Genomic DNA, 13089 nt, shown 5'->3' on the forward strand with positions numbered 1-13089 from the left:
AAAAAGACTCATTCTAGCTTTTCAATCCCCAAACAGCTATTTGTTTGTCGTCGGAGGCAGAAATCAACTGATTTTCGTAAGTACTCCAAAAAAGTTTATTTACCGATGTCCCATGTCCAGCATGTCTGGCTCTATCAATTACTTTCAATAATTTAAAGTTAATCGCATCCCAAATCTTAATGGATTTATCCATGCTACAAGTTGCAAAAAAATCGCCAGTTGGGTGGTAGGTAATATGGTTAATTGCAAAAAGGTGTGCTACAATATTCTCTTTTAATTGGTAATTTAACGCAACATCCCAAACCTTCAAATGGGCATCTCTTCCAGTAGTTAATAAATATTTTTTATCTGGTGAATAACAAACGGAAAAGATTGAATTTGAATGTTCATTTATCACTAATTTCAATGAAAAATCCTGCAAATCAAAGATTTTTACAGAAAAATCACTGTATCCTACTGCAAATTCATTTGCTTTTTCATTTATATCTATACTTCTAACACTTTTTTCAGAAGCTTTTAAATGCTTTTTTACACTAAAAGTATCGACATCCATTACAACGATTATGCCATCAGATAAACCGATTAAAGCTATGTTTTCATGTATTTTAATATCGAATATAGAAGCTGAAGTAATTTTTAAAGATTTTATTTCTTTTTTGTGTACAACATCTATGAGATGAATGCCATCAAAATTTTGCCCTACCCAAAGCTGATTTCTCTGTTTATCCAAACAAATTGCATAAACAGAAGCAGGAACTTGTGCGATTAATTCTCCTAAATCTGGCTTTTGTAAATTCCATCTTACCACAAGTCCGTCGCCACCCGCCGAAAAAAACTCTGTAGCATCTGCACTACCTTCAAGTGTATAAACACAGTCACGATGACCAGAAAATGTATCTATTCTATCAACTTGCATAAGTAGTGTTTAAAATTTTAAATCTTTATTTAAGCAAAAATAGTTTATTTTGCGTCTAATGACAACAATCAAAGCTGCTTAAGCTCTTCAAGAGTTTGTATTGCTTTGAATTACAGGATAGTTAAATGGCAATAATTTTTTGTAAAAATATTTCTGAAAAAAGTATCTTAACTCTTTGGAAAATTGAAGAGACAATCTCATTCTATTTGGAGTATCTTGGGATTAATGAAAAAGACTTAATTAGTCTTTCAAATGTGAGCCATCCTACCAAACAATTAGAATGGTTAGCCAGCAGAACTTGTGCAAAACACACAATGGAATTGTTTGATTTAAACTATCACGGTATTGGTAAAGATTCATTCAAAAACCCGTATCTCATTAATAATCATACTGCCTACATTTCTTTAACGCATACCAATGAGTATGCTGCTGTGGTAATTAGTTTAGACGAAGAAGTAGGAATTGATTTAGAAAGAATTTCAGACAAACTAAGTAGAGTTGCACACAAATTTCTGAGCACTTCTGAACTTGTACATTCAGAAAATGATTTAGTAAAACTTTGTATTTACTGGTGTGCAAAGGAAAGTTTATATAAATGGTATGGGAAAAAGAATTTATCCCTCAAAGAAAATATTTATATTGAGCCTTTTGAAGAAAAGCCAAGTAGATTAAAAGGAGAAATTTTTATTGAAGGTCAACTAAAAACAGAACACCAGCTTTTAGTAATTTATTTTGATGATTATGTGTTGACAGTCACTTAAAGAATGATTAATTGTGAGTTTAAATATCAATATCAACATCTGCATTTGTATTCATACTCAATATCTTTTATTTTAAATAGAATACTTAATTTGTTGCTCAAACATTGATTTGAGCAACAAATTTTTACTTCATCATTTCTTTCAGTGCTTTTTCGATTTCTTGTACTTTATCGTCATCTCCTACTTTTTCAAAAGCCAAAGTCAGGTTTCTGAGTACTCGTCTGATAATATCCAAATTACTACAAGGTTGATAAAAAATGTCGTTTTGAGCTATATTTAACTGAGAAATATAATTATCAATATCAACTTTGCTAAAAACTAAACCTCTATTAAAAACATTGACATAAAATTGCATTTGTTCAGATTTGTAAGTCAAAATAAACAAATTAGGAAGATTTACTCCCCAAACAGGCAATCTTAGTTTTTGGGCAATCAATAAATAAATCACGCAAAGTGAAATAGGATTTCCTTTTTTTGATTCCATCACTACATTCAACATTGAATTGGAAGCTGAGTGAAAATGTTTAGTATTTGCCCCAAATTTCAACTTCCCAAAAATCACAGAATTTAGCGTTTTGATTTGATCCATCGGGTGCATATTGTCCCTAATTTCTAACCAAACCTCATAATAAATCTGTTGTAAATCTTGACGTAGTTTTTCAATAGAAAGCTCAGGATATTGATAAGTAGCGATTGCCCACATTCCTTCTAATAAATCTTCGGCACCATTTTCTTTCCAAGTAACTAATCTTGAAAAAAAGGCTTCATATTGTAAATCATGAATTAAATCTTCAATTTTTTTCTGGGTATAAGGGCTCAAAGAAGATTCCTCCCAACGGTCTTCTAAAAACGGAATTACCGACCCACCCAAAGATCTAATTTTATTTTCTACAAGATTTAATACTTCGTTATCATCGTCCTCTAATAAGGAAACCAAAGCCTTAATTTCTGATTGCTTCATATTGTCACGTTTAAATTGATTAAAAATAACATTTCTTATTCAAAAGTGCAAATTTGGGCTTCAGGTTCTTTTTTAATGATAATTCTTATTTAAAAAGCAATTATATATTTTTTGTTTTAGAAAGGCTTTATGCTAAATTTGTTTTTCACAACCTCATACTTATTATCAATTGGTGCAGAATATTTTGTACAAGCGATAATAACTTGACTTAACTCTTCCTTTTTTCTGGATTCACTTAAAATATGAAAATTTTAGTAACAGGTGGTGCAGGCTTTATTGGGTCTCACACAGTAGTTGAACTTCACAATGCTGGATACGAAACTGTCCTCGTTGACAATTTTTCAAACTCTGAAAAAAGTGCCATCACTGGCATCGAAACAATCATCGGTCAATCCGTTACTTTGTACGAAGGAGATATTTCTGAAGCAGCTACATGGGATACATTATTCACTGAACAAAAAATTGATGGTATTATTCACTTTGCTGCGAATAAAGCCGTTGGTGAATCGGTAGCAAATCCTTTGAAATATTACAAAAACAATATTTCAGCAACAGTTCTGATGCTTCAAAAAATGTTGGAATATGGTGTGCAAAACTTAGTTTTTTCTTCTTCATGTACAGTTTACGGTCAACCCGACACTTTACCAGTAACAGAAAATTCAGCCGTACAACCTGCAATGTCTCCTTACGGAAACACGAAACAAGTTTGCGAAGAAATCATTAAAGATACGGTGATAAGTGAAAAGAACTTTCATGCTATTTCACTAAGATACTTTAATCCAATTGGGGCTCACGAAAGTGTTTTGATTGGTGAATTACCATTAGGTGTTCCAGCTAATCTTGTACCTTTCTTAACTCAAAGTGTTGCAGGATTAAGAGGAGCTTTAGCAGTTTTTGGCGATGATTATCCAACACCAGATGGAACTGCAGTTCGTGACTATATTCATGTTGTTGATTTAGCAAAAGCACACGTTTCGGCACTGGATTTATTGTTGAAACAACCAGAAGGACAATATTATGATTTCTTCAATATTGGAACAGGAACAGGTAGTTCAGTTTTGGATGTAATCAATGCTTTTGAGGCGGCAACTGGTTTAAAAGTTGATTATAGTATCAAACCAAGACGTGATGGTGATGTTGTAGCTGTTTATGCAGATTGCACAAAATCTAATGAAATTTTAGGTTGGAAAACTGAAAAAACGTTAACAGATGCCTTAGGCGATGCTTGGAACTGGCAGAAAAAGCTAATTGAAAAATAAGGAATAACCATTTACTTACAAAATACTTGTTTATGAAGAAACTATTAATCACGGGCGGAGCAGGTTTTATTGGCTCACATGTTGTCAGACTATTTGTTACAAAGTATCCAGATTATCAAATTTTCAATTTGGATAAATTGACTTATGCTGGGAATTTGGAGAATTTAAGAGATATTGAAAATCAACCTAATTATACTTTTGTAAAAGGCGATATTGTTGATGCTAGTTTCATCGATGCTTTATTTGCTGAACATCAGTTTGATGGGGTTATTCACTTAGCTGCTGAATCTCATGTTGACCGCTCTATCTCTGAACCAATGGCTTTTGTCATGACCAATGTTGTAGGTACTTGTAATTTATTGAACGCTACTAAAAATACTTGGAAAGCCTCTGGATATGAAGGAAAGCGTTTTTATCATGTTTCTACGGATGAGGTTTATGGAGAATTACACAATCCAGAAGATTTCTTTACAGAAACAACTCCTTATGACCCTCGTTCTCCTTACTCTGCTTCAAAGGCTTCATCTGACCACTTTGTAAGAGCTTATGGTAATACTTATAAGTTACCAGTTGTTATTACGAACTGCTCTAATAACTACGGTCCAAATCATTTCCCTGAGAAATTATTGCCTTTAATGATTCACAACATCTTGAACAATAAACCATTACCTGTTTATGGAAAAGGTGAAAATGTAAGAGATTGGTTATTTGTGGTTGACCATGCTAGAGCAATTGATACAGTTTTCCATAATGGAGTACTTGGTGAAACTTATAATATTGGAGGTTTTAACGAATGGAAAAATATAGACATCGTTATGTTAGTTTGTAAAACGATGGACAGTAAACTTGGAAGACCAGAAGGTACTTCAGAACAGTTAATTACTTATGTAACAGACCGTGCTGGACATGATTTAAGATACGCCATTGATGCTACAAAAATCATGAATGAATTAGGTTGGAAACCATCTTTACAATTTGAAGAAGGACTTGAGAAAACCGTAGATTGGTTTTTGAGCAATCAGGAATGGTTGGATAATGTTACTTCTGGAAATTATCAAGAATATTATAAAAAAATGTACTCTTAAATCGCTTTGGTAATATGCTACAGGCAATAAGTATTTTATGCAATGTAGCTATTGCCTACAGCCTAAAGCTATAAGAAATGAAAGGAATTATTCTAGCTGGTGGTTCGGGGACTCGTCTTCATCCACTAACCTTAGCTGTAAGTAAACAATTAATGCCTGTTTACGACAAACCAATGATTTATTATCCGCTTTCAATTCTGATGTTGGCGGGCATCAAAGAAATCTTAATTATTTCTACTCCTCACGATTTACCACATTTCAAAAAGCTTTTGGGAGATGGTTCGCAAGTGGGTTGTAGATTTGAATATGCAGAACAACCTTTACCAAATGGATTAGCTCAGGCTTTTGTAATTGGCGAAGAATTTATCGGTGATGATAAAGTAGCTTTGGTTTTAGGAGATAATATTTTCTACGGAAGTGGATTAAGTAAATTACTTCAATCTAACAACGACCCAGAAGGTGGTGTGGTATACGCTTATCAAGTACACGACCCTGAAAGATATGGAGTAGTAGAATTTGATGATGATTTCAATGTACTTTCTATTGAAGAAAAGCCAGTTGAGCCAAAATCAAATTATGCAGTTCCAGGTTTATATTTCTATGATAACTCAGTAGTTGAAATTGCTAAAAACATAGCGCCTTCACCAAGAGGAGAATATGAAATTACTGACGTTAACAAAGAATACTTGAAACAAGGAAAACTAAAAGTTGGTGTATTGAACAGAGGAACAGCTTGGTTAGATACTGGAACATTTGTATCCTTAATGCAAGCAGGACAATTTGTACAAGTAATTGAAGAAAGACAAGGACTAAAAGTAGGTTGTATTGAAGAAGTAGCTTACAGAATGGGATTCATTGATGAAGAACAACTCAGAAAAGTAGCAGAACCACTGGTGAAAAGTGGATATGGTAAGTATCTTTTGGGGTTGTTGAAGTAAAAATAATAAAAGCCATTTTGGAGTAATATCTGAAATGGCTTTTTTCTTAAAAGATAAATCCCAATATCAATCCCCCCAAGAAAATAAAAAAGCTTGGAATCTTGGTAAATTGTAAGATTAAAAATGTAGCAATTACGGTTACCATACCAACAATATCTACTTGCTTGACCATTGGAACAATAAAAGTGACGGCTGCTGCTAAAGTTAATCCAATTGAAGTGGCATTTATTCCGTCCAAAGAGGCTCTAATTCCCCTGTATTGTTTTAGCTGTCCCCAAATTCTATACACAAAAAATATCAAAAAAGTCCCCGGCAAAAAAATACCAGCGGCACCAACAGCACTTCCTAATAATTGTTCCCACCAAGTGCCTTCTTTCATTACTAAAGTTCCTAAATAAGAAGTAAATGCAAAAACTGGCCCCGGCAAGGCTTGGGAAAGTGCCATCCCGGTTAAAAAATCATCGGCTCTTACTAATTCTTTAAATTCCACAAATTCAGTATAAAGAATTGGTGCTAGTACTTGTCCTCCGCCAAAAACTAAACTACCATTTCGATAAAAGTTTTCAAATAATCGAATGGGTTCATAATCTGTAAAATGCCCAAGTAATGCTAAACACAATAAAAAAATCCAAAACAAATTAAAGTTAGCCCAAGGAATAACCATTTTATGTTTTGTTTGATGGGGATAATCTTTATAATTGAATGCTGTAAATGTCCCACCAATAATCAATGAGATAGGAAAAACCCAAGGCGACTGAAAATAGAATGCAAAGCCAGCGGCAAGTATCATCAAAATTATTCCAGAAACATTTTTAATAACTTTATGTCCTAATACAAAACCTGCATGAATAATAAAGGCAACTCCTATCGGTTGTATAAACCTAATGATATTTCTATTCTGAAGATAAGTCATTCCAAAAGCGGCGGCAGTCATTACTGTAACCGCTGGAGTAATCCAAACAAGTAAAGTCAGATATGCTAAATTTGGCCCACCGATTTTGTAACCTAATGCAGTAATTGTTTGTGTAGAAGTAGGTCCGGGAAGAAATCCACATAATGCTTGAAGTTCAAGTAATTCAGCTTCTGTGAGATAATTTCTTTTCTTTACAAAACGGTCAATAAACATTGCCAAATGTACTTGTGGTCCTCCAAAAGAAGTACAAGCAAGAATCAGAACGTCTTGGAGAAAGATGAGTCTTCTGATTTTTTTCATTTGGATAATAAATAGCTTTTATAAATTAAAAAACAAATCCATGAGATATTCTATAATCTCATGGATTCTATATAAATAACAAAATTACTTCTTTAAGCCTAATTCAATTAGTCTTTCATTCAAAAACTCCCCTGCTGTCATATCAACATACATTTTTGGATGAGTAGCATCAATACAAGATTCCAGACACGTAAGATTCATTTCTGAGCGAGGGTGCATAAAGAAAGGAATAGAAAAACGTGAAGTACCCAATTTTTCTTTAGGTGGGTTTACCACACGATGAATCGTTGATTTTAATTTATGGTTAGTTAATCTATCTAACATATCACCTACGTTTACCACAACATAATCTGGTAAAGAAGTAATCGGAATCCAAACACCATCAGCTCTTAAAACTTCTAGTCCCTCCGCTGAAGCACCCATCAGTAAAGTAATCAAATTAATATCTCCATGTGCAGCAGCTCTCACAGCTCCTTCTGGTAATGCTTCAGGATTCAGAATAGGAAAATAATGAATCGCTCTTAAAATAGAGTTTCCATGTTTTACTTTTTCTTCAAAATAATCTTCTGGTAATTCTAAATACAAAGCAATGGCCTTTAATAAGGTCTTACCCGCATTTTCTAGCGTTTTGTAGGTATGAAGTGTATATTCTTCAAAATCTGGTTGCTCTTTTGGAAAAACATTATCTGGGTATTCTTCCCAAATTGGGTCTCCATCATCAATTTTTGGCTGACCAACGTGATAAAATTCTTTTAAATCTGGTACTTTAAAACCTTTAGCAGTTTCTTTCCCTTTACTAATATAACCTCTTTGTCCAGCAATTCCTTCAATGGCATATTGCATTTTTAATTCATCTGGAGAAAAGAAAAACTTCTGAACATTATCATAAAGTTTTTCAGTATCGTCATTGGTTAAACCATGATTTTTGATGGCTACAAAACCAATATTATTAAAAGCAGCTCCTAAATCTTGTACAAATTTTTCTTTACGTTCGGGATTATCCGAAAGAAAATCTGCTAAATCAAGTGATGGAATTGTGTCGAGAAGTGTTTCAGAATTCATGTTAGTAAATGTTATTTATCAAATTTCACGATGGTTTTTAAAAATGATAAACGTTTTCAAGCTTTCAAATTAGGTTCTGTACATAAAGTATGCACAGAACCTAAAATATTATTTAATGATGTTTTCAAAATTCTTTGAAACTGCATCCCAATTTACAACATTCCAAAATGCAGTAATGTAATCCGCACGTTTGTTTTGATATTTCAAATAATATGCATGTTCCCAAACATCTAATCCTAAAATTGGAGAACCTTTCTTTTCAGCAACATCCATCAAAGGATTGTCTTGATTTGGAGTTGAACTAATCACTAACTTTTTGTCTTGAACAATTAACCAAGCCCAACCAGAACCAAAACGAGTAGTTCCAGCTTTCGCAAATTCTTCTTTGAATTTATCAAACGAACCAAAAGTTTTGTTGATTTCTTCTAACAATTCTCCTTTAGGTATTCCTCCGCCTTTAGGAGACATCACATTCCAGAAAAAAGTATGGTTCCAATGTCCACCTGCATTATTTCTAATAGCAGCGGGAGCTTTGCCTGCTTCTTTTAAAATATCCCATAAAGACAATTTTTCGTAAGGAGTTCCTACAATCGCTTTGTTAAGGTTATCTACATAAGCCTTGTGATGACGCCCATGATGAATTTCCATCGTCAATTTATCAATACTTGGTTCTAAGCTTTCAGGAGCATAAGGCAATGCTGCTAATGAAAAAGGAGCTGATTCTAAAACAACTTCATCCAAAGTAAGCTTTGGTAATTTATCGTTATAACTTCTTCTTAATGAAAAACTAAATGAATTTAAACCCGACAATGCAAAAGCCGATGCCAAAGTTGTCTTTAAGAAATTTTTACGGTTCATTGGAGATTTTGTTTGAAATGTTAATGAAATCTAATTTTCCTTTTTAAATAATTCAGAATTATTTTCAGGAGTAATTCGATTCGGTTCTTTTGGAGTAATAATTATTAAATGATGATTAATATCTGTTGGTGGCTGAACAACTGGCATTTTTGACATTTGAGCCAAATCTGGTTTTACAATAATTAAATTATCAATATTTTCTACAGATTTTTTAATTTCAGCTAAACCGATTGGCTTTTGTGGAAATCGTTTTAAGTTGTTCTTCTGCTGATACGAATGTAAGTAATCTTTCATCATTGGAGATAATAACGATAAAGCAGATGAATCTGATGGTGCTTTTAACAAGATTTGGCTTTTAACAAACGTAGGGATAATAGCCAAAAGAACAATAATTGAGATTTTTTTCATGATTAACAGGTTTTACAAATTTTATCATTAAGTTTTACTCATATACAATTCTGCTTACGATGCTTCTTCCTAACGTTATTTCATCTGCATATTCTAAATCTCCACCGATAGGTATTCCTCTAGCAATCGTTGTAATTTTTACATTAAGAGATTTAAGCCTCTTTGTAAGATAGAACGCTGTAGTATCTCCTTCCATTGTAGGACTAAGTCCTAAAATAATTTCTTTTATCGCTGCATGGGTATTTTGTTTCTCTGCAATACGATTAAGTAATGAATCTATATTCAAATCTCCTGGGCCAATTCCTTCTAATGGTGAAATGATTCCTCCTAAAACATGATAGAGTCCACGGAATTGAGACGTGTTTTCTATCGCTAGTACATCTCTGGTGTCTTCAACTATACAAAGTACAGATTCATCTCTTTTAGGATTGGTACAGATTCCACAAAGGGTATCATCTGAAATATTATGACATTGGCGACAATACTGTGTTTTTGTTCTCATAGCCGTTAAGGCTTCAGACAGATGGAGTGTCTGCTTTTCATCTCTTTTTAATAGATGTAAAGCCATTCTCAATGCTGTCTTTTTTCCAATGCCTGGTAATTTTGAGATTTCTTCAACAGCATTCTCTATGAGTTTGGATGGATAATTCAAGGGTTATGGGAATGTTGATTTTGAAGTAATGAATAATTATACTGAAAAAGCGCACTTATTGAACCTCAGCTGCAATGCCACGACGGCAAATATCATTTCTCATCGGAGCGAGTTCTTCAAAAGTACCTTTTTTTACAGCACATTTACCCTTGAAATGAATCAATAATGTACATTGTTCTGCTTGTTCAGCCGAATGCCCACACACATCTATAAGTGTTTCAATCACAAAATCGAATGTATTTACTTCGTCGTTAAACACTACAAGATCATATTGATCCACACCAACAACTTCTTCTAATACATCAACTTCTTCTTCGAATTGTTCAAATGGTTGCATTTGTAAAAATATTTATCTTTTAAAATGATAGCAAATTTAACAAAAAATATCAAATTTGATGTTCACAAAACTGAATACCAAAAATTTATGACTACAGGATTAGCTTTCGGGATTTTAGCCGTTTACTTTCTAATGCTTATAATTGTTGCCCATTACACTTCTAAAGGTGCCGACACCAATACTTTTTTTACAGCAAACAAACAATCTCCTTGGTGGCTAGTAGCTTTCGGTATGATTGGAACGTCAATTTCTGGGGTTACGTTCATTTCAGTACCGGGTGATGTTGGTAAAGTATCGCTTTCGTATTATCAAATTATATTAGGCAATTTAGTTGGTTATTTTGTAATTGCAACGGTTTTACTTCCTTTATATTACCGATTAAATTTAATTTCAATTTATACGTATTTAGATAAACGATTGGGGAAGATGTCTTATAAAACTGGCTCTTCTTTTTTCTTGTTAGCTCGTACTTTGGGTTCTGCTGCTCGTTTATTTTTGGCCGTTCAAGTACTTCAATTAGCCATTTTCGATGCTTGGAATATTCCTTTCTGGATTTCAGCTTTGGTAACAATTGCACTGATTTGGGTTTATACTTATCGTGGCGGCGTAAAAACAATTATCGTTACAGATACTTTACAGACTTTCTTCCTTTTAACAGCATTGGTATTAACAATTTTCTTAATTGCGAACAAACTAGATTTAGGTGTAGGCGGATTAGTTTCTACCATTCAAGAAAGTAAATACTCGAAAATGTTCTTCTTTGATGATTTTTCTTACAAACATCATTTCAGTAAAGATTTCATCGCAGGTATTTTTATTGCTATTGTCATGACTGGGCTTGACCAAGATTTGATGCAAAAAAACCTTACCTGTAAAAACATCGGCGAAGCTCAAAAGAATATGTTTTGGTTTTGCTGTACTTTCGCTGTAACCACTTTGCTGTTTGTTTGTTTAGGAGCTTTACTTTATATCTATGCAGACAAAATTGGTTTTCCAATTCCAGAAAGAACAGATTTATTATATCCAAAATTAGCATTAGGTGGTGAATTTGGCATTTTAGCTGCTGTTACTTTCTTATTAGGTATCACAGCTGCAACCTATGCAAGTTCTGATTCTGCTTTAACAGCACTTACGACCGCTTTCTGTATAGATTTCATGCACATCGAAAAATATGAAGAAAAACAAAGAAACAGTATCAAGCATTATACTCATATCGGTTTCTCTGCACTTTTCTTTATCATCATTTTGATATTCAATGCAATAAGTAGTCAGTCTATTATTTCAACAGTCTTTAATATTGCAGGTTATACTTACGGACCACTTTTAGGTTTATTTTCTTTTGGACTTTTCACCAAAATGCCCATTAAAGACAAACTCGTTCCATTTGTTTGTATCGCCGCTCCTATTCTAACTTATGTAATCGACGTTAATTCAAAAGAATGGTTAAATGGTTATCAATTCGGATTTGAGAAATTATTGCTGAATGGAGCAATTACTTTTATCGGATTACTCCTGATTAAAACAAAGTAAGAATCTTCGTCTTCACAAAAAATGGATGTCAGGTAAATTCTGACATCCATTTTTTTATAAATTATAATGAGAACGAACAACGCCCGTATAACCTTGTTGTGAAAGCCAAACGGTTTTTTCATTCGCTAGTTCTTTTGAATAATATTCTCCAAAGAGTAATCTATATAACTTAGCATTTTCTTTGAGAGCAACTTGTATAAAAATTTCTTCTTTAGGTATTCCCATTTTTAGTAACTCATCATATAAATCTCTTACAAAACCTAAATTTGTCAATGCAGTAACTTGCACAGCATAGCCTTTTGGGAATTTCTCTGTACCATCAATATCATAAGTTCTTTCAGCTGAAAATGGAGGATTTGTTGCTATTGAATTAATGTAAAGATTGTTTTCATAACTCTTTCCACTATCTTTTGAAAGTACTTCTCTCCTTTCAGGCATTATACTTTCCGCAATTCTATCTGATGCTCTTTTATGAGTATTCGAAGCCATTGGTGAAAGTACTTCAATCCGTACTCTTGCTTTTCCACTTGCCATCATACCAAGCCTGGAAGCAGCTTCTTTGGAAAGATTAATAATTCTGTCCTCTTTCTCGCATTCGCAATAATCATTTACTCTTACTTCTACAGCATGATTATTTTCGAGATTAACCACTTTTAAAATAGTATTCAGAGGATACCTAGAATGTGAAGCGGTGAGCTGAGTATCATCATACTTTTCACCAAAAGAGGTATATTTACCCTTGAGATGAGCCGCATAGTAACGAGCAATGCCTTCTTCGGCAAAGCTTTTTGTAGGAATTTGTTCAATGATAGAGGCAAAGGAGGAAGCTTTTACCAATAAAAATAGGGTTGAGTAAGCGATGATCTTTTTCACAGCGTTTTTTAATTTATAAATTTAAAGCTAACAATATACTACTTAGAATATCACGAATAAGTACAAGTTTTTCATCAGATAATAAAAAACATATACTCTTATCTTATTAAATCAGGCAACCATGTGAAATTAATTACTTTTTACTATAATTACATAAAAATTGATATAATTACATCTCATTTTTTTAGTCTAATTTTAGAATATTGTACTTCTAAGTACTTTATAATTACATTTTT

At 33.1% G+C, this 13089-nt stretch carries 14 protein-coding genes; 5 read left to right on the plus strand and 9 right to left on the minus strand.

Annotation, left to right across the window (positions count from 1 at the left end):
- Positions 1 to 13: 13 nt before the first annotated feature.
- Positions 14 to 916 (minus strand): WD40 repeat domain-containing protein, encoded by a 903-nt coding sequence (locus ABID42_RS11535; protein ID WP_367283778.1) that lies wholly within the window; start codon positions 914 to 916, stop codon positions 14 to 16.
- Between the two features lie 125 nt (positions 917 to 1041).
- Here ABID42_RS11535 and ABID42_RS11540 point away from each other — a divergent pair, with 125 nt between their 5' ends.
- Positions 1042 to 1677, plus strand: a complete 636-nt coding sequence (locus tag ABID42_RS11540; RefSeq protein ID WP_367283779.1) for a 4'-phosphopantetheinyl transferase family protein — start codon at positions 1042 to 1044, stop codon at positions 1675 to 1677.
- Positions 1678 to 1801: 124 nt separating this feature from the next.
- On the opposite strand, the gene ABID42_RS11545 is transcribed toward ABID42_RS11540, so the two are convergent.
- Complete coding sequence (locus tag ABID42_RS11545; RefSeq protein ID WP_323261137.1) at positions 1802 to 2638, minus strand: transglutaminase-like domain-containing protein; 837 nt, start codon at positions 2636 to 2638, stop codon at positions 1802 to 1804.
- 242 nt (positions 2639 to 2880) lie between these two features.
- Here ABID42_RS11545 and galE point away from each other — a divergent pair, with 242 nt between their 5' ends.
- From galE to rfbA, 3 genes are all read left to right on the plus strand, one after another.
- Positions 2881 to 3897, plus strand: coding sequence for a UDP-glucose 4-epimerase GalE (gene galE, locus ABID42_RS11550; protein WP_323261139.1), 1017 nt, complete (start codon positions 2881 to 2883; stop codon positions 3895 to 3897).
- Positions 3898 to 3929: 32 nt separating this feature from the next.
- Positions 3930 to 4982, plus strand: coding sequence for a dTDP-glucose 4,6-dehydratase (gene rfbB, locus ABID42_RS11555; RefSeq protein WP_367283780.1), 1053 nt, complete (start codon positions 3930 to 3932; stop codon positions 4980 to 4982).
- Between the two features lie 77 nt (positions 4983 to 5059).
- Positions 5060 to 5920, plus strand: a complete 861-nt coding sequence (gene rfbA, locus ABID42_RS11560; protein WP_367283781.1) for a glucose-1-phosphate thymidylyltransferase RfbA — start codon at positions 5060 to 5062, stop codon at positions 5918 to 5920.
- Positions 5921 to 5966: 46 nt separating this feature from the next.
- Here the strand turns inward: rfbA and chrA are convergent, their stop codons facing one another.
- The 6 genes from chrA to ABID42_RS11590 all read right to left on the minus strand — a co-directional run bounded on the left by chrA (position 5967) and on the right by ABID42_RS11590 (position 10450).
- A complete protein-coding gene (gene chrA, locus ABID42_RS11565) occupies positions 5967 to 7133 on the minus strand; it encodes a chromate efflux transporter (protein ID WP_323261145.1) in 1167 nt (388 codons plus the stop codon).
- Positions 7134 to 7217: 84 nt separating this feature from the next.
- Positions 7218 to 8195, minus strand: coding sequence for an isopenicillin N synthase family dioxygenase (locus tag ABID42_RS11570; RefSeq protein WP_367283782.1), 978 nt, complete (start codon positions 8193 to 8195; stop codon positions 7218 to 7220).
- A gap of 108 nt (positions 8196 to 8303) precedes the next feature.
- Positions 8304 to 9053, minus strand: coding sequence for a superoxide dismutase (locus ABID42_RS11575; RefSeq protein ID WP_367283783.1), 750 nt, complete (start codon positions 9051 to 9053; stop codon positions 8304 to 8306).
- Positions 9054 to 9083: 30 nt separating this feature from the next.
- Positions 9084 to 9461, minus strand: a complete 378-nt coding sequence (locus tag ABID42_RS11580; RefSeq protein ID WP_367283784.1) for a hypothetical protein — start codon at positions 9459 to 9461, stop codon at positions 9084 to 9086.
- 34 nt (positions 9462 to 9495) lie between these two features.
- A complete protein-coding gene (gene recR, locus ABID42_RS11585) occupies positions 9496 to 10113 on the minus strand; it encodes a recombination mediator RecR (protein WP_367283785.1) in 618 nt (205 codons plus the stop codon).
- 55 nt (positions 10114 to 10168) lie between these two features.
- The gene (locus ABID42_RS11590; protein WP_323261155.1) at positions 10169 to 10450 is read right to left on the minus strand and encodes an ATP-dependent Clp protease adaptor ClpS; all 282 of its coding nucleotides are present in this window, start codon (positions 10448 to 10450) and stop codon (positions 10169 to 10171) included.
- An 87-nt stretch (positions 10451 to 10537) separates the two neighbouring features.
- Here ABID42_RS11590 and ABID42_RS11595 point away from each other — a divergent pair, with 87 nt between their 5' ends.
- Positions 10538 to 11980 carry a sodium:solute symporter gene (locus ABID42_RS11595; protein WP_367283786.1) on the plus strand — a complete coding sequence of 481 codons (1443 nt, stop codon included), beginning with the start codon at positions 10538 to 10540 and terminating at the stop codon, positions 11978 to 11980.
- A 54-nt stretch (positions 11981 to 12034) separates the two neighbouring features.
- Here ABID42_RS11595 and ABID42_RS11600 read toward each other — a convergent pair whose 3' ends face one another.
- Positions 12035 to 12853 carry a septal ring lytic transglycosylase RlpA family protein gene (locus ABID42_RS11600; RefSeq protein ID WP_367283787.1) on the minus strand — a complete coding sequence of 273 codons (819 nt, stop codon included), beginning with the start codon at positions 12851 to 12853 and terminating at the stop codon, positions 12035 to 12037.
- Positions 12854 to 13089: the final 236 nt, after the last annotated feature.

Source organism: Arcicella rosea, assembly GCF_040543805.1.
Classification (GTDB): domain Bacteria; phylum Bacteroidota; class Bacteroidia; order Cytophagales; family Spirosomataceae; genus Arcicella; species Arcicella rosea.

What these genes read in the sequence shown, in the direction of transcription:
- ABID42_RS11595 (WP_367283786.1), top strand. Translation starts at nt 10,538, where the DNA reads ATGACTACAGGATTAGCTTTCGGGATTTTAGCCGTTTACTTTCTAATG.
- ABID42_RS11540 (WP_367283779.1), top strand. Translation starts at nt 1,042, where the DNA reads ATGGCAATAATTTTTTGTAAAAATATTTCTGAAAAAAGTATCTTAACT.
- ABID42_RS11535 (WP_367283778.1), bottom strand. Translation starts at nt 916, where the DNA reads ATGCAAGTTGATAGAATAGATACATTTTCTGGTCATCGTGACTGTGTT.
- rfbB (WP_367283780.1), top strand. Translation starts at nt 3,930, where the DNA reads ATGAAGAAACTATTAATCACGGGCGGAGCAGGTTTTATTGGCTCACAT.
- chrA (WP_323261145.1), bottom strand. Translation starts at nt 7,133, where the DNA reads ATGAAAAAAATCAGAAGACTCATCTTTCTCCAAGACGTTCTGATTCTT.
- ABID42_RS11575 (WP_367283783.1), bottom strand. Translation starts at nt 9,053, where the DNA reads ATGAACCGTAAAAATTTCTTAAAGACAACTTTGGCATCGGCTTTTGCA.
- ABID42_RS11570 (WP_367283782.1), bottom strand. Translation starts at nt 8,195, where the DNA reads ATGAATTCTGAAACACTTCTCGACACAATTCCATCACTTGATTTAGCA.
- ABID42_RS11580 (WP_367283784.1), bottom strand. Translation starts at nt 9,461, where the DNA reads ATGAAAAAAATCTCAATTATTGTTCTTTTGGCTATTATCCCTACGTTT.
- ABID42_RS11545 (WP_323261137.1), bottom strand. Translation starts at nt 2,638, where the DNA reads ATGAAGCAATCAGAAATTAAGGCTTTGGTTTCCTTATTAGAGGACGAT.
- rfbA (WP_367283781.1), top strand. Translation starts at nt 5,060, where the DNA reads ATGAAAGGAATTATTCTAGCTGGTGGTTCGGGGACTCGTCTTCATCCA.
- ABID42_RS11590 (WP_323261155.1), bottom strand. Translation starts at nt 10,450, where the DNA reads ATGCAACCATTTGAACAATTCGAAGAAGAAGTTGATGTATTAGAAGAA.
- galE (WP_323261139.1), top strand. Translation starts at nt 2,881, where the DNA reads ATGAAAATTTTAGTAACAGGTGGTGCAGGCTTTATTGGGTCTCACACA.